Annotated in this window: 15 protein-coding genes; 7 read left to right on the top strand and 8 right to left on the bottom strand. The window is 62.8% G+C overall.

Annotated features, from left to right (window positions below; genetic code table 11):
• The first annotated feature begins 163 nt into the window (after nt 1-163).
• From SS05631_RS23370 to SS05631_RS23355, 4 genes are all read left to right on the top strand, one after another.
• The gene (locus SS05631_RS23370) at nt 164-1,096 is read left to right on the top strand and encodes a VOC family protein (protein ID WP_037417259.1); all 933 of its coding nucleotides are present in this window, start codon (nt 164-166) and stop codon (nt 1,094-1,096) included.
• 112 nt (nt 1,097-1,208) lie between these two features.
• Nucleotides 1,209-1,811, top strand: coding sequence for an alpha/beta hydrolase (locus SS05631_RS23365; protein ID WP_037417262.1), 603 nt, complete (start codon nt 1,209-1,211; stop codon nt 1,809-1,811).
• A 74-nt stretch (nt 1,812-1,885) separates the two neighbouring features.
• Nucleotides 1,886-2,125, top strand: a complete 240-nt coding sequence (locus tag SS05631_RS23360; RefSeq protein WP_037417353.1) for a type II toxin-antitoxin system prevent-host-death family antitoxin — start codon at nt 1,886-1,888, stop codon at nt 2,123-2,125.
• Nucleotides 2,122-2,508: a type II toxin-antitoxin system VapC family toxin gene (locus SS05631_RS23355; RefSeq protein ID WP_037417264.1), complete on the top strand. Its 387-nt coding sequence runs from the start codon at nt 2,122-2,124 to the stop codon at nt 2,506-2,508. Before SS05631_RS23360 ends, SS05631_RS23355 begins: the two co-directional genes overlap by 4 nt.
• A gap of 3 nt (nt 2,509-2,511) precedes the next feature.
• On the opposite strand, the gene SS05631_RS23350 is transcribed toward SS05631_RS23355, so the two are convergent.
• From SS05631_RS23350 to SS05631_RS23315, 8 genes are all read right to left on the bottom strand, one after another.
• Nucleotides 2,512-3,624 (bottom strand): ABC transporter permease, encoded by a 1,113-nt coding sequence (locus SS05631_RS23350; RefSeq protein WP_037417267.1) that lies wholly within the window; start codon nt 3,622-3,624, stop codon nt 2,512-2,514.
• On the bottom strand, nt 3,625-4,776 hold the full coding sequence (locus SS05631_RS23345) for an ABC transporter permease (protein ID WP_037417270.1): 1,152 nt from the start codon (nt 4,774-4,776) through the stop codon (nt 3,625-3,627).
• Nucleotides 4,773-6,521 carry an ATP-binding cassette domain-containing protein gene (locus SS05631_RS23340; protein WP_095678073.1) on the bottom strand — a complete coding sequence of 583 codons (1,749 nt, stop codon included), beginning with the start codon at nt 6,519-6,521 and terminating at the stop codon, nt 4,773-4,775. The genes SS05631_RS23345 and SS05631_RS23340 overlap by 4 nt, the downstream gene beginning before the upstream one ends.
• Nucleotides 6,518-7,522 (bottom strand): secretion protein HlyD, encoded by a 1,005-nt coding sequence (gene hlyD, locus SS05631_RS23335; RefSeq protein WP_037417274.1) that lies wholly within the window; start codon nt 7,520-7,522, stop codon nt 6,518-6,520. The genes SS05631_RS23340 and hlyD overlap by 4 nt, the downstream gene beginning before the upstream one ends.
• Complete coding sequence (locus SS05631_RS23330; protein WP_037417277.1) at nt 7,519-8,223, bottom strand: CerR family C-terminal domain-containing protein; 705 nt, start codon at nt 8,221-8,223, stop codon at nt 7,519-7,521. The genes hlyD and SS05631_RS23330 overlap by 4 nt, the downstream gene beginning before the upstream one ends.
• A gap of 141 nt (nt 8,224-8,364) precedes the next feature.
• A complete protein-coding gene (locus SS05631_RS23325) occupies nt 8,365-9,537 on the bottom strand; it encodes an HPP family protein (RefSeq protein ID WP_037417279.1) in 1,173 nt (390 codons plus the stop codon).
• A gap of 162 nt (nt 9,538-9,699) precedes the next feature.
• Nucleotides 9,700-11,052 carry a HAMP domain-containing sensor histidine kinase gene (locus tag SS05631_RS23320; protein ID WP_037417282.1) on the bottom strand — a complete coding sequence of 451 codons (1,353 nt, stop codon included), beginning with the start codon at nt 11,050-11,052 and terminating at the stop codon, nt 9,700-9,702.
• Complete coding sequence (locus SS05631_RS23315) at nt 11,049-11,723, bottom strand: response regulator transcription factor (protein ID WP_037417285.1); 675 nt, start codon at nt 11,721-11,723, stop codon at nt 11,049-11,051. The genes SS05631_RS23320 and SS05631_RS23315 overlap by 4 nt, the downstream gene beginning before the upstream one ends.
• A gap of 249 nt (nt 11,724-11,972) precedes the next feature.
• On the opposite strand from SS05631_RS23315, the gene SS05631_RS23310 reads away from it, so the two are divergent.
• The 3 genes from SS05631_RS23310 to SS05631_RS23300 all read left to right on the top strand — a co-directional run bounded on the left by SS05631_RS23310 (nt 11,973) and on the right by SS05631_RS23300 (nt 14,957).
• The gene (locus tag SS05631_RS23310; RefSeq protein WP_037417288.1) at nt 11,973-13,679 is read left to right on the top strand and encodes a phosphoethanolamine--lipid A transferase; all 1,707 of its coding nucleotides are present in this window, start codon (nt 11,973-11,975) and stop codon (nt 13,677-13,679) included.
• A 29-nt stretch (nt 13,680-13,708) separates the two neighbouring features.
• Entirely contained in the window at nt 13,709-14,089 is a 381-nt protein-coding gene (locus tag SS05631_RS23305; protein ID WP_037417291.1) for a hypothetical protein, read from the top strand.
• A gap of 208 nt (nt 14,090-14,297) precedes the next feature.
• Entirely contained in the window at nt 14,298-14,957 is a 660-nt protein-coding gene (locus tag SS05631_RS23300) for a metallophosphoesterase family protein (protein WP_037417293.1), read from the top strand.

Below are 14,957 nucleotides of genomic sequence, written 5' to 3'. Positions count from 1 at the left end.
GCAAGCGGTCGGTGAATACCGTGCGGTATAGACGAACATCGATGTACGTCAACACAACGTTGACAATGCGTTTGTTGCCACTGGTCTTTCGCGCTCGAGCGGAAGAGCGCATCTATCCGGCATCGACAAGCCCGAGGATAGACGGGCAGAAAGGCAGCGACAAATGCTCGACCAGATCAGAGGCCTGCATCACGTAACGTCAATGGCGGACGATGCCCGTGCCAACAATCACTTCTTCACGAACACGCTTGGCCTGCGCCGCGTCAAGAAGACCGTGAACTTCGATTCGCCGGACGTCTACCATCTCTATTACGGCGACAGAACCGGAACGCCCGGCACGGTGATGACCTATTTCCCCTTTCCGCAGATGCCGCGAGGGCGCGCAGGGACGGGGGAGGTCGGAACGACTGCCTTCTCCGTGCCGAAGGGGTCTCTCGGTTTCTGGCAGGAGCGCCTGACGCAACTCGGCGTCACCGGCGTCAAGGCTGAGGAGGCCTTCGGCGAAAAACGCCTGAATTTCACAGGGCCGGACGGCGACGGCTTTGCCCTGGTCGAGGTCGAGGACGACTCGCGCACGCCCTGGACCGAAGGCGGAATTTTCGAGGATCACGCGATTCGCGGCTTCCACTCGGTTTCCATGCGGCTGCGCGACGAGGGCGCGACCGCGGAATTGCTGAAGTTCATGGGCTATGAAGAGCTCGACCGCAGGGATGGCGTCACGCGGCTGATCGTGCCGGGCGGCAATGGCGCAAGCCTTGTCGACCTCGAGACATTGCCGAATATCAACCGCGCCGCGCAAGGGGCCGGCTCGGTGCACCACGTCGCCTTTGCCGTCGACAATCGCGAAAAGCAGTTGGAGGTGCGCAAGGCGCTGATGGATACCGGCTACCATGTGACGCCGGTGATCGACCGCGACTATTTCTGGGCGATCTACTTCCGCACCCCGGGCGGTGTGCTGTTCGAGATCGCCACCAACGAACCCGGCTTCGACCGCGACGAGGAGATCGCCCATCTCGGCGAGGCGCTGAAACTGCCGCAGCAGCACAAGCATCTGCGACCGATCCTCGAGAGCCACTTGCAAAAGCTGGAAGGCTAAACGTGTCCTTCGGCGCTCCGCTCCTCCTTCGTCGATGCGCGGGAGGCGCAAGCGCTCTTGAAGTTCCGTGCTACAAACGACCGCCGACCTGTTGGCGGAAAAGGAGAATTCAATGGCCGACCATGGCTATGTTCACAAGCTGAGGGCAAGCAAGCCCGGCAAAGCGATCCTCTTCGTCCTGCACGGAACGGGGGGCGACGAAAACCAGTTCTTCGGCTTCGGCGCCGAGCTCTTGCCCGAGGCGACCATCGTCTCGCCGCGCGGCGACGTTTCCGAGCACGGGGCCGCTCGATTCTTCAGGCGCACGGGCGAGGGGGTTTATGACATGGCGGACCTCGCCCGCGCCACCGACAAGATGGCTAGCTTCGTGAAAGCGCTTGCCGCCGAGCATGATGCCTCGGAGATCATCGGTCTTGGCTATTCGAACGGCGCCAATATCCTCGCCAATGTGCTGATCGAAGATGGTGTCTTCGACAGGGCGGTGCTCATGCATCCGCTGATCCCGTTCCGTCCGAAGGACCATGCCGCGCTGGCGGGCCGGAAGGTGCTGATCACCGCCGGCGAGCGCGATCCGATCTGCCCGGCCCCGCTGACGCAAGCGCTCGTGGTCTATTTCAAGGCGCAGAACGCGGAAGTAGACCTCGAATGGCATTCCGGGGGACACGACATCCGCCAGAACGAGATTGCGGCGATCGAGCGGTTCCTGAAAGCCTAGCTGCCTGGTCGATTTGAAAACGGGCATGCGATGGACTAAGTTTGGTGAACTAAGTCCAAATGTCAGAGGCAGCGGTGGAAACGATTAACATTCACAAGGCGAAGACTCATCTCTCGCGCCTGATCGAAAAAGCCGCGCGGGGAGAGCCCTTCATTATCGCCAAGGCAGGAAAACCTATGGTGAAGGTCGTGCCGATCGACCAACCCGCAGAGGCAGAGCAGCGCAGGCTCGGCTTCATGATAGGCCAGATCATCGTCCCAGACGACTTCGACAGAATGGGCAGTCACGAAATCGAAGACCTTTTCGGCGCATGAACATTCTTCTGGATACGCAAATCTTGCTTTGGGCGGCCGGCAGCCCCGGCCGCCTGTCAAAAGGAGCGAGTGCGCTCATCGAAGACGGTGCAAACGCGCCCTATTTCAGCGCGGCGAGCCTTTGGGAAATCGCCATCAAGCGCGGTCTCGGGCGGGCGGACTTCCAGGCCGATCCTCGGCTACTGCGTCGCGGACTGCTCGACAACGGCTATGCGGAACTGCCGGTAAACGGCGCTCATGCGGTGGCCGTCGATCAGCTTCCTCCGATCCATAAGGACCCATTTGACCGCATCCTCGTCGCCCAATCGATTGTCGAAGGTTTTGTGCTCGTGACATCCGACGAAATCGTCGGCCGCTATCCCGGTCCCGTCCGTCTCCTCTGACCCTCACTCCAGTCGACGGCGGAAAAGCCAGGCGGCGGAGGAAAGCGTGACGACGGCGATCAGGCACAGCGGCCAGGTTTGGTGCACCACCTCGGCGAGCGGAATATCCTTCAAAAAGACGCCCTTCACGATGACCAGGAAATAGCGCAGCGGATTGATCAGCGTCACCGGCTGCAGCCAGGCCGGCATGTTCTCGATCGGCGTCGCAAAACCTGATAGCAGCATGGCCGGAACCATGAACAGGAATGCTCCGAGGATGGCCTGCTGCTGGGTCATCGACAGTGCCGAGATGAAGAGGCCGAGTCCGACGACTGCGGCGAGGTAGAAGATGGCACTTCCGTAAAGCAGCAGCAGCGAGCCGCGCAGCGGCACGCCGAAGACGAAGACGGCGGCCAGAATATAGATGGTGATGTGGAAGAGCCCGATCATCATCGGCGGGATGAGCTTGCCGATCAGGATTTCGTGCGTCCGCAGCGGCGAGACGATGAGCTGGTCGAATGTGCCGAGTTCCCGCTCGCGAGCGACCGACAGCGCAGTGACGATCAGGCCGATCAGGAGAGCGATGCTCGCCACGAGGTTGGGCACCATGAACCACTGAAAGGTGAGATTGGGGTTGAACCAGTTGCGCGCCTCGACCCTGATCGCCTCGGAGGCGGCGCGTTTGCCGGCCGGAGCCTCGGCTGCGAGCGCACCGACGATGCGGCTCAGATAGCCGGACACGATCTGCGAGGCGTTGGAGCGCCGCCCGTCCAGGATCATCTGCACTTCGGCGGGCTTTCCCGCCTCGATGTCGCGGGAAAAGGTGGGGCCGATCTCCAGAGCGGCCAGCACGTGCTGGTTATCGATCGCGGCGCGGACCTCGGCGGGACTGTCGGCGAGCCGGATCGAACGGAAGGTCGGCGAGCCGCCGATCTGCTGCACGAGCTCCTCGCTCCAGCGGCCGTTGTCGCGGCTCAAGACCATGAGGTCGACATTCTTCACCTCGAGCGTCGCCGCGTAGGAGAAGACGAGCAATTGGATGATCGGCGGGCCAATCAGGATCGTGCGGCCTTTCGGATCCCGCAGCACGGCCAGCAGTTCCTTGACGATCAGCGCCTTCAGTCTGCCCCACCACATCTAACCGATCCTCTTTCTGGTGCTGCGTGCGGCGAGCGCGAAGAAAACGCAGCCAATCAGGAACATCACCACAATCGCCCGGGCGAACATCGGCCAGATGTCGCCGGCGAGAAACACTGTTTGCAGGCTGGGGATGAGATAGCGCGCCGGCACGACGTAGGTGATCCACTGGATGACGGTCGGCATCGAGTTGATCTCGAACAGGAAGCCCGAAAGCAGGAAGGCCGGCAGGAATGCGGTGATCAGTGCGAGTTGCGACGCCAGGAACTGGTTCTTGGTGACGGCAGAGATCACCAGACCCTGCCCGAGTGCCGGCATCAAAAAGACCGCGGAGAGCGCATAAAGCGCGACCACCGACCCCCGGAACGGGACGCCGAACAGAAAGACGGCGAGAAGAACGCAGAGCGTCATCGAGGTGAGGCCGAGAATGAAGTAGGGCAGAAGCTTGCCGGCAAGCAGTTCGGCAGCCGAGACGGGGGTTGCCATCATCGCTTCCATGGTGCCGCGTTCCCATTCGCGGGCGACGACGAGCGAGGTAAGCAATGTGCCGACGAGCGTCATGACGATCGCGATCGAGCCAGGGACCAAGAAGTTGCGGCTGGTCAGTTCCGGATTGAACCAGAAGCGCTGTTCGGCGGCGATCGCCGGCAACTGGCCTTGGCCTTCGCTCGCAAGCTGCCGCTCCCAATTGGCGACCGTTCCCTGCGCATAGTTCTGCACGAAATTCGCCGTGTTCGGATCGGACCCGTCGACGATCACCTGCACCGCAGGATTTCGTCCCGCCGCATGGTCGGCCGCAAAGCGCGCCGGAATGACGACGATGCCCCGCACTCGTCCGAGGACGAGGTCGTCCTCGAACTCGCGGCGGTCCCGGCCATTGACGACGGCGAAATAACGCGAAGCCTGAAAGCTCGCGGCAAGATCGCGCGTCAGCGGCGTCGCCTCCTCGACGACGAGGCCGATCCGCGTCTGCGTCGTGTCGAGCGACACGCCATAGCCGAACAGGAAGAGCAGGATCAGCGGCAGCACGAAGGCGATCAGGATGCTACTCGGGTCGCGCACCACCTGGTAGGTTTCCTTGCGCACAAGGGCTGCGAAGCGCCTTCCGCGGCCAGAGCTTTCGGCCTCCCGCCTTTTCTGGTCGGCACTCATGCTGCCTCCCTTGCCTCCGAGCCCTGCACTAGAGCGATGAAGGCGTCTTCCATGGTCGGATCCGGCAGGTCCTTGCCGGTGACCCGCGCTTTCATCTCGTCCGGCGAGCCGAGGGCGATCGACCGGCCGCGATAGATGAGCGAAATGCGGTCGCAATATTCGGCCTCGTCCATGAAATGGGTGGTGACGAGAACGGTGACGCCCTTTTCGACGAGCCCGTTGATATGGGTCCAGAACTCGCGCCGGGTGATCGGATCGACGCCGGACGTCGGTTCGTCGAGAAAGAGCACCTCCGGCTCGTGCAAGACGGCACAGGCGAGCGCCAGCCGCTGCTTGAGGCCTAGCGGCAGGTCCTTCGCCGACATGTCTCGGATCGCGCGGAAATCGAAGATCTCGGTCATCAGGTCGATCCGCTCGCGCTTCCTCAAGCCGGAGAGACCGTAGACGCCGGCAAAGAAATTCAGGTTCTGCAGGACGCTGAGGTCGCCGTAGAGCGAGAACTTCTGGGCCATGTAGCCGAGCCGGTTGCGCGCCTCGGCTGCGTCGCGCCGGAGATCGAAGCCCGCGACCCGACCCTCGCCGGCGGTGGGTTTCAAGAGCCCGCACAGCATCTTAAAGGTGGTGGACTTGCCGGCGCCGTTGGGACCGAGCAGGCCGAAAATCTCGCCGCGCGGGATTTCGAAGGTGATGCTGTCGGCGGCGGTGAAGTCGCCGAAGCGCTTCGTCAGCCCGCGCGCTTCGATCACCGGCCGGCCGCCGTCGGTGGTAAATGGCCGCTGGGTCCCAGCGAGCCGTGACTGCCCGCCGGGACCGCCGCCGAGCATGTCGACGAAAGCGTCCTCGAAGCGCGGCGGTGTCGTCGTGGCGCGGCCGGAAGATGCCTCGTCGAGAGACGGAGGGGCGAGCCCTGGCCTCATCACCAGGCGTATCGCTTCGCCCTGGATGACGCCGTCGACGACGCCCTCCTGGTCCAGCAGGCGTGCCAGTCTTTCGCGCCGTCGCCCGACCGTGCCGGAGAGACGGAAGACTCGATTTTCGACGCGCCCGGTCATCTCGTGCGGCGAACCGGAAAACAGTAGCTTGCCCTGGTTGAGCAGCAGGACATGATCGCAGGCTTCCGCTTCGTCGAGATAGGCCGTCGACCAGAGCACGCCTATGCCTTCCGCCGTCAGGTTCTCGACCATTTTCCAGAGGTCGCGCCGCGAGATCGGATCGACGCCGACGCCGGGTTCATCAAGCAGCAGCAGCCGCGGCTTACGCAGAAGCGCGCAGGCAAGGCCGAGCTTCTGCTTCATGCCGCCGGAGAGCTTGCCGGCCAGACGCGCGGTGAAACGGGCAAGATCGGTGAATTCAAGCAGCTCGGCAAAGGTCCGGCCGCGTTCGGCGAGCGGCAGGCCGCGCAGGTCCGCATAGAGATCGAGGTTTTCCTGGACCGAGAGATCCTCGTAGAGCCCGAAGCGTTGGGGCATGTAACCGATCGCCGCCTGGATGCTCGCCGGATCCCTACGCGTGTCATAGCCGAGCACTTCGACCGTACCCTGGTCGGGCAGCATCAGCCCGGTCATCAGCCGGATCAATGTCGTCTTGCCGGCGCCATCCGGACCGACTAGGCCGGTGATCCTGCCGCCCGCAATTATGCCGTCGATGGAGTCCAGGGCAGGTGGCGCCTCGCCGAAGCGCTTCGAGACGGACGACAGCCGTATGAAAGGCGCCGCCGCGGCCGAGTTGTCGGGAGCGGATGTCATGACCCGGTCTCCTGGCCTGGCAGGTGCACGGTCACCGGCATGCCCTGGAGCAGGTCAGTGCCCGGCTTGTCGACGACGATTCTCAGCCGATAGACGAGATCGGTTCTAAGCTCGGGCGTTTCCACCGACTTCGGCGTGAATTCCGCCACCGGCGAAATGAATCCGATCGTTCCCTCATAGCCTTGCCGGGGGTTAGAGTCTGAGGTCACCTTGACCTTCATCCCAGGGTGGACGCGGCCGAGGTCCGGTTCGGAGACATAGGCGCGGACCCAGACGGGCGCGGTCAGAGACAGCACATAAACGGTGTCCGACGGCGAGACGACCGCCCCGACTTCCCGGACGCGAGAGAGGATGACGCCGGCGCTCGGCGCGACCAGCGAGACGTCCTCGAGTGCAGTGCGGGCGCTCGCGGCCTTGGCCGTTGCCGCATTCGCTTGCGCTTCGGCCGTGGCTATGTCTTCGACGCGGCTTCCCTCTTTGAGCAGGGCCAATGCCTCGCGTGCGGAGGCCGCACGGGCCGTGGCCGCGGCACGGCTTGCGATCGCCTGGTCGAGCTCGGCTTGCGAGATCGTGCCGGCCGGCCGCAGTCGTTGCGCCCGCTGATAGGCAAGTTCGGAATTCTGGAGTTCGGCAAGGCGTTCCTCATGGGCGGCGCGAGCCTGGGCGATCTCGGTTGGCCTAGCGCCGGCCTTGAGCTTTGCGAGCGTTGAGCGGAGCGCCTCGGCATCCGCCTCGGCGGCGTCCAGCGCCTGCTGGAACGGTTCGGCATCCAGTCTGGCGATGACGTCTCCGGCCTTGACGGTATCACCCTCGTCGACGCGCAGTTCGGCGATACGGCCGCTGACGCGGAAGCCGAGCGACACCTGGCGGATATCGACATTGCCGTAGAGAACCGTGTTCCTGTGGTCTTCGGCCCAGCCGATCCGGGCGGGCAGATCCAGCCACCAGGCGCCGGCCGCGCCGGCCGCAAGGGCCAGGGCGATGAGTGCAATCTTCTTCATGGCTGGCGATCCTTCTCCGCACCGAGTATCGCGACAAGTTCAGCCGCGTGCCTGTGCAATGTCTCGATCTCCTTCGGCCCGGCTGTTTCCCATTCGAGCTGCGCATAGACGGCCGCATGCGCCATGCGGAACACGAGCACGCTGCCAACGAAGGAGAGGGTTCTGAGCCGGATGTGCTCGGAGGCCGGGTCGTCCTCGAGAATGGCGCCGATCAGCCGCCGGGCCATCTCGATCATCGGCCGCATGATGTTGCCGTAGAGGCGCGTGAATGCCTCGGTCGGCTCCATCTGCTCGCGGATGATGAAGCGCGCCCAGCTCTCCGATTGCTTGCTGACGAAGAGAACGATCATCCTCTGGACCATCTGGGTGAGGAAGCCGCGCGCCTCGGCTGCAGTCATCGGCTGGCCCTGCTCCTCGAGTTCGGCAAGGCGTCCATGAATGATGGCGCGTAAATCGCTGACATGGTTGCCGATCAGAGCTGCCAGGTGCTCGGCCGCGGCGATATAGAGGCCCTCCTTGCCGCCGAAATAATAAGGGATGGCCTGGAGGTTGACGCCCGCCGCATCGGCGAGCTTCCGCGTCGTGGCGCCGTCGAAGCCGTAGCGGCCAAAGATGTCGATCGCCGTGGCGAGAAGCTTCTCTCGCGTGGCGTCGCCGCGCTCGGCCTTGAGCTGTGTCATGGTGTCCTTGTTTTTCATCATTTGCTGAAATTATATCATTCAAACGACTAAGTCACTCGATCGAATTAAATCCAATGGGTGCCGGGGAGCGTTTGGCCCAGCTGGCGCCTCGGCCAGCCGCGGCCAGCAATGGAAATGAGGAGGATCAGGAACTATCGCGAATCAGGCGACCTGCTGCACGGCGTCAAGCCGCCCCTGGAACAGCGCCGCGATAAGATCCGACTGGGTGACGATACCGACGACGCGGTTGTCAGCGTCGACGATCGGCATATGATGCAGACCCATGTCCGCCATGGGCGGCACCAGCTTGGCGATCATTGTTTCCGGCAGGGCCGATTGGACTCGGGGCATCATGATTTCGGAAACCAGCCGAGGCGATTTCGCCGGCAGTCCAATGATATTGCCAATCCGCTCGCGAAGGCCGATCTGCAGCCGCCCGTCCGCCGCCAGCGTCGTGTGCTTCATGAAGTCGGCTTGGGTAATCATGCCGACCATGCCGTCTTTCTGGGTCACCACCGGCAAGGCCTGAATTCGGTGTGCGACGAGCATTCGCCATGCCTTGCGCAGCGGCGTGTCGGGCGCAACGGTCAGCACGTCGCGGGACATGATCTCGCCACAGGTTATTTCGCCCGACCGGCGGGTGAAGGCACGAATTTGCGCCTGGTGAATGAAGCTGTCGAGCTCCTCGGGACTGATGTAGACGATCTCGCCATATTGCGCCAGCACCGCCTGGAGGTCGTCCGGCACGACACCGAGGCGCTGGCTTGGCAGCGGATCCTCGGTCCGATGGGGGTTCGGGGCAGGGGCAAGGTGCGGATAGCGCCGGCCGGTAAGATTGTTGAAGATTAGCGCCGCCGTCAGGATGACCAGCGAGTTGATGGCGACCGGGGAAAAGACGAAGGCGTAGCCCGCCTCACGGATCACCGGGCCGCCGAGAACCGCGGTCAGGGCGACGGCGCCGCTCGGCGGGTGCAGGCAGCCGAGGAGCAGCATGGCGCCGATCGCCAAGGCAATGGCGATGGCTGCTGCCACCACCGGGTTCGGGATGAGCAAGGCGCAGGTGACGCCGACCGTTGCGGAGACGACATTGCCGCCCACGATCGACCAGGGCTGGGCGAGCGGGCTCGACGGCGCGGCGAAAAGCAGCACCGCGGAGGCTCCCATCGGGGCGATGAGCAGCGGCAGGCTGGCGTCGGCCCCGACGGCAACCGTGCTGACGAACCCTGTCGACAGGACCCCGATGAGCGCGCCGCAGGAGGCGCGCAGGCGCTCCCAGCCGCTGACCGGTACCAGCGAGGGCATGAAACGTCGAAGAAGGGCTGCGGCCTTAGACATGGATATTCGTCAGCGACACGGAGGGTGGAACGAGAACGAAGTGCACAGCGCAATAGCATGTGACTGCGGATTGGGCACGAAATCTGCATCCAAGAAAACGCACCGGATTAAAAAATATGCACTATGCTCAACAAATACCCGGCACAAGGAGCGGCGCCGAATTCAGGCCGCAGAGGCAAAGTCGATCGTGATCTTGGTGCCCCGGTTCGGAGCGGTGTCGTATGAGATTTTCGCCTTGTGCAACTCGGCGATCCGATGGACGATTTTCAGGCCGAGACCGAGCTGGCCGGAGCGCTTGACGTAGCCGAGGTCCTCGTTCAGTTCCGGTAGATCGACCATGCCCTTGCCGTCATCCTCGACGGAGACCTGTGGGCCGGGCCCGCAGGTCAGAACGATCCGGGTACCCGGCGGATTGTGCTTTACCGCGTTCTCGATCAGGTTCCTGAGCATGTTCTCGACGAGCGCGGGGATCATCCTTACCGGCGTCGTCCCGCGGTCGACGAACTCGATCGACCTGTCGTGATCGAAGACGAACGGCGCCGTGGCTTGCGCCACCTCGGCTCCGATTTCGGACAGATTGCCCTGTTCATAGGCGGAAGGGTCCACTGCGTCCGCCCGCGCCAGCGACGTCAGCTGCTCGAGAATATGCGTCAGCGCGTCGAGATCCCGCTCGGCATTGCGCGCCCGCGGATCGTCGATCCGGCTCAACTCCATCTTGGCGATCGAAACCGGCGTGCGTATCTCATGGGCGATCGAGGAAGAGAAGACCTTCTGCGATTCAACGAGATCGGCGACACGGGCAAGCAGCCGGTTGACGGCGCTTACCAGCCGTTCGATCTCTTCCGGCATGCGGGTTATCGGCAGTCGGGCGCCGCTGTCGCGCGGGTCGATCGCATCCGCAGCCTTGACCGCCATCGCCACCGGCCTCAGCGCACTTCGGATCGACCAGATCGTCGCGCCGATGACGAGGCAAAACATCAGCGTCATCGGAACGATCATTGAATCGAACATCTCGCGCAGGAGGGCCCCATACATGAAACCGTTCGGGTCTTTCAGGATCGCCAGCTCGACGAACACGGATTCGCCACCCCGCTCGAAGGATTGGCCGCCCGCCACGCTGAATGGCTTTCCCTCCTCGATTGTCCGCTTCCAGAAGCGCGGCGCATTAATGCTCAACGGCAGGAAATGCTCGGCGCATTCCGTCGTGCAATCGGAAAAGAGGATAGAGCCGGAAGCGGTCCGAATCCGGACATAGATCGCGCCTGCGCGCCCATCCAGTTCGACGTAGCGTTCACGGAACGCACGATCGGCTCTGAATGTCGGCAGCCCGCCCTCCGTCGTGATCCCTTGCGACAGGATCTCCGTTTCCTGCTGCAGCATCAGGACGCTGAGCTTTTCGTCGTCAAACCAGTAATCCGCGAAAACCACGCCGATCTCAAGCACCATGGCGAGCAGCGAAAAGGCGATGATGCGCCCGGCAACGATGCCGATCAGCGACGGATTGCCTTTCCTCATGCAGCGGTCCGCAGGAGATAGCCGATGCCGCGCACCGTTTCGATCCGGATACCGGTGGCGAGGGGCTGCAATCGCTTCCGAACGCGGGAGACGGCGAGCTCCAGCGCGTTGGAACTAAGCTCCTGGCCATATTCGGAGAGGGCTGTCTCGAGCCGTCGCTTTGGAACGACGCGCCCGACCTCACGCATCAATATCTCGATCAGGGAGCGCTCGCGCGGGGGAAGGGCGATGATCGTCCCATCGCAGCTGAGCTCTGCGGTGGCTGGATCGAAGCGCAGCGCCCCGGCTTCGAGCACCGGCTGTATCGCGTGCGGATTGCGCCTCAGCATGGCCCGGCAGCGGGAAAGCAATTCGCGATGGTGGAAGGGCTTCACCAAATAGTCGTCCGCCCCGGCATCGAGACCCTGGACCCGCTCGTCGACGGAGCCGCGGGCGGTGATGACCAGCACCGGCAAGCCGGCGTGCTCCTGCCTTATCCATCTCAGAAGGTCGAGGCCGTCGCCATCCGGCAGGCCCAGGTCGAGAAGTACAAGATCGTGCTCCCGTTCGACAATGGCAGCCTCGGCTTCGCTGACACTCGAAACGGCGTCGAGCCGCCAGCCCGCATCGCGCATGGTTTCGCCCACGAGTTCGATGAGGCGGGGACTGTCTTCGATAAGCAGCAGGCGCATGCGTTTCCCTGATCTAAAGCCTTCTTGGATTGGCGGCCGCAGACCATAGGGGGTTTTCCCTCACGTGCCAACGTCGCAGAACCCGGGGAGCATCGTGCCCGACAGGACCTCGACAGTTTGCCCGCGGTACTGGCGGAGGTGTCGTGACACGCCGGCAACTTCGTCGCGTCCAAGAATAGGGACGACGCCGGTTCGAAAAAGGTGCGACGTAACCACGGGCAAAGAATTTCCATCCTGGAGAACAATGTTTTGGCTGTCTTCAGAATTCGCCGGCCGGAGATCGGCAGCATCTCCTTGAGTGCGGCGGCCACGCTTTATCTGCTGCTCATCACCAACAATTCCTTCTGGAGCCATGCGGTGACCTCTTTCGGTCACGCGTGGATCGCTGTCCTATCGTTCGGCGTGGCACTCGGTCTGACCACCTTTTCAGTCCTGACCATGCTGTCGATGAAATATCTGATGAAGCCGCTGTTGATCCTGCTGATCGCCATATCGGCGGCTGCGTCGCACTTCACCGAGACGTTCGGCATCGTCATCGACAAGGAAATGATAGGAAACGCCGCCGTCACCACCGTGCCGGAGGCAAGCCACCTGTTGACTGGCAGTTTGGCGCTTCATCTTGCGCTCTACGCGCTCTTGCCGTCGCTTCTCATAGCCTGGGTTGAGATCAAGCATCGGCCGCTGCTCTCAAAAGCGGCTATCAATTTCCTCTTCATTGCTCCAGCGCTTCTCCTGAGCGGCATGCTCATCTACGCCAACTTTGCCGGCATCGCCTATGCACTCAGGGAGCATCGGGATCTGATGGTCCGGTTTAATCCGGCCGGACCGATCACGTCGGCGATCCGCTACGGGCTTTCCAGCTATCGCGAGCACAATCTGGTCGTGCAGCCGCTCGGGGTCGACGCCAAACAAGGCGCGCGCATCGCCAAAGCCGGCAAGCCTGTCGTCGTGGTGGTGGTCGCAGGCGAGACTGCGCGGGCGATGAACTTCTCTCTCAATGGCTATCACCGCGACACAAATCCGGAACTGGAGGCACTCGGAGTGGTCAACTACCGTGACACGACGAGTTGCGGCACGGCGACGGCCGTCTCGCTGCCCTGCATGTTTTCCATCTATCCGCGCATCGAGTATAGCGACTGGAAAGCTCGCTCGACCGAAAACCTCGTCAACGTACTGACGCATGCGGGCGTTTCGGTCACCTGGTGGGACAACAACACCGGCAGCAAGGGCATCGCCGACCTCGTCAGTTTTGCGAGCATGACGCACCAAAAGAACAGCCCACTTTGCAGCAATGGCGAATGTCTCGACGAAATCTTCCTCGGCGACCTGGATAAGAAGTTTGCCGCGACGACGAAAAACAGCGTCATCGTACTGCATCAGCTCGGCAGTCACGGCCCGGCCTATTACCTGCGCTATCCCGAAGCGTTCCGCCGCTTCACGCCGGACTGTCGCACGCCGGAGCTGATGAGCTGTACGACAGAGGAAATCGTCAACGCCTATGACAACACGATCCTCTATACCGACCATGTTCTGGCGAGCGTCGCCGGGCTCATCGAGAAGCATCAGGACCGCATCGCCGGCGCGATGATCTACATGTCGGACCATGGGGAATCGCTTGGCGAGAATGGCATTTACCTGCACGGCGCTCCCTATGCGATCGCACCGAAGGAACAAACTCAGGTCCCCTTCATCGCCTGGTTCTCGAAGCCCTACCAGGCGTTGATGGGCGTCGACACGGGCTGCCTTGCCAGAGATACCAACGAGCCGCGGTCGCACGACAACCTGTTCCATACTGTGCTGGGCATGATGGACGTGCAGACGCGAGTCTATAATCGCGCCCTCGACGCCTTCGCGGCCTGTACCAGGCCGGCGGGGCGGGAGAAAGGGGCGCCGGGCTTCCATGCGGCTGACAATGCTGCGCCACGGCGGCTGTCGGCAGTTCGACAAATCTGGTAGACTGCCGCGCTAGCATGGAGGAGAAAGCGATGCAGTTCGTTGGCATCCAGGTCTTCCCCGAGCGCGGCGGCAAGGCGGGGTTCACCGTCGAGTTCGTCGGTGCGACGGGTGAAGTCGTTTCCGTCCTGTGCCCGCAGAACGCGGCCGGCACCCTGAACAGGCTCAACGCCGTGGCGCGCGCGAAGGAAATCCTTGGAGCCGCCATGGAGGCGGATGGCGAGTTGCTCGGCATAACAGGCGCGCGGCGATCCCCATCGATCCCGGAAGGCGCGCTCGCGAATGCCCGCCAGGCACATGACGCGGATGCGATGGAAGAGCAGTTGGAGGAGGGGCTCGAGGACACGTTTCCTGCCAGCGACCCGGTGTCCATCACCAGTTCAGCCATTCCGAGGGCCACGCCGCGCCGTTGAGCTGTGCCACGGAAGCGCCGGACATCCTTCTTCCGGCTCTTCTGCCGCCTGATTAACCTACATATTGCGTTTCCGCAATTTTTAGCCGAAAGCGATTCCTTTAAATTTTGTAATGCGATAGAGCTGTTCGCTGAACCATGTGTTCGTAGCAGCAATTCAAGGTGCAACACGCGCGCCGCTGCAGCGACGGGGACAGGAGCACCGCTTCATGAATGGCCGACGTCTGACATTTGCTGTCGGTGACATTCACGGCTGTCTCGATGAGCTCGAAACCCTACTGAGCGCAATCGAGTCCGCCGCGCCGGAGGGGAGGGTGATTTTTCTCGGCGACCTCGTCGACCGGGGCCCGGAGAGCCGGGGCGTCGTCGAGCGGATCATGGCGGGACCGACCAAGGCCGGTTGGCAATGGCTCACGCTCAAGGGCAACCACGAAGACATGCTGCTCTCGGCCCGCAAGGGTCTCGCCGAGATGAGCTCCTGGCTGATGAACGGCGGCGGCGAGACCCTGGAGTCCTACGGCGGCGCCATACCCTTGAGCCATCTGGTCTGGATGGCCGAACTGCCGTCGATCCTTGTCGACCCCTATCGCATCTTCGTCCATGCCGGCGTAGATGATTCGATCCCGCTCGAGGAGCAGGGCGACGACATTCTGCTCTGGATGCGGACCGATCCGAACTACTCCGGCCATTACTGGGGCAAGCATGTCTGCCACGGGCACACGCCGAGCCGCGTCAACCCCCGCACTGTCGGCAACAGAACCAATGTCGATTCGGGTGCCGTCTTCGGCGGCGTGCTTTCCTGCGCCGTTTTCGACGATGACGTCGCCGGCGGGCCGATCAATTTTCTTATTGCCGGCGGGCATCGCTGA

The organism is Sinorhizobium sp. CCBAU 05631 (assembly GCF_002288505.1).
In the GTDB taxonomy this organism is placed as follows: domain Bacteria; phylum Pseudomonadota; class Alphaproteobacteria; order Rhizobiales; family Rhizobiaceae; genus Sinorhizobium; species Sinorhizobium fredii_C.
The sequence above is the reverse complement of the archived record's forward strand: the minus strand, read 5'-3'. Positions and strand labels throughout refer to the sequence as shown.

Bases quoted from the DNA above. Each gene is read 5' to 3' on its own strand.
- SS05631_RS23300 (WP_037417293.1), top strand. From the start codon at position 14,298: ATGAATGGCCGACGTCTGACATTTGCTGTCGGTGACATTCACGGCTGT.
- SS05631_RS23320 (WP_037417282.1), bottom strand. From the start codon at position 11,052: ATGAGGAAAGGCAATCCGTCGCTGATCGGCATCGTTGCCGGGCGCATC.
- SS05631_RS23325 (WP_037417279.1), bottom strand. From the start codon at position 9,537: ATGTCTAAGGCCGCAGCCCTTCTTCGACGTTTCATGCCCTCGCTGGTA.
- SS05631_RS23305 (WP_037417291.1), top strand. From the start codon at position 13,709: ATGCAGTTCGTTGGCATCCAGGTCTTCCCCGAGCGCGGCGGCAAGGCG.
- SS05631_RS23330 (WP_037417277.1), bottom strand. From the start codon at position 8,223: ATGATGAAAAACAAGGACACCATGACACAGCTCAAGGCCGAGCGCGGC.
- SS05631_RS23315 (WP_037417285.1), bottom strand. From the start codon at position 11,723: ATGCGCCTGCTGCTTATCGAAGACAGTCCCCGCCTCATCGAACTCGTG.
- SS05631_RS23350 (WP_037417267.1), bottom strand. From the start codon at position 3,624: ATGTGGTGGGGCAGACTGAAGGCGCTGATCGTCAAGGAACTGCTGGCC.
- SS05631_RS23365 (WP_037417262.1), top strand. From the start codon at position 1,209: ATGGCCGACCATGGCTATGTTCACAAGCTGAGGGCAAGCAAGCCCGGC.
- SS05631_RS23370 (WP_037417259.1), top strand. From the start codon at position 164: ATGCTCGACCAGATCAGAGGCCTGCATCACGTAACGTCAATGGCGGAC.
- SS05631_RS23345 (WP_037417270.1), bottom strand. From the start codon at position 4,776: ATGAGTGCCGACCAGAAAAGGCGGGAGGCCGAAAGCTCTGGCCGCGGA.
- SS05631_RS23340 (WP_095678073.1), bottom strand. From the start codon at position 6,521: ATGACATCCGCTCCCGACAACTCGGCCGCGGCGGCGCCTTTCATACGG.
- hlyD (WP_037417274.1), bottom strand. From the start codon at position 7,522: ATGAAGAAGATTGCACTCATCGCCCTGGCCCTTGCGGCCGGCGCGGCC.
- SS05631_RS23355 (WP_037417264.1), top strand. From the start codon at position 2,122: ATGAACATTCTTCTGGATACGCAAATCTTGCTTTGGGCGGCCGGCAGC.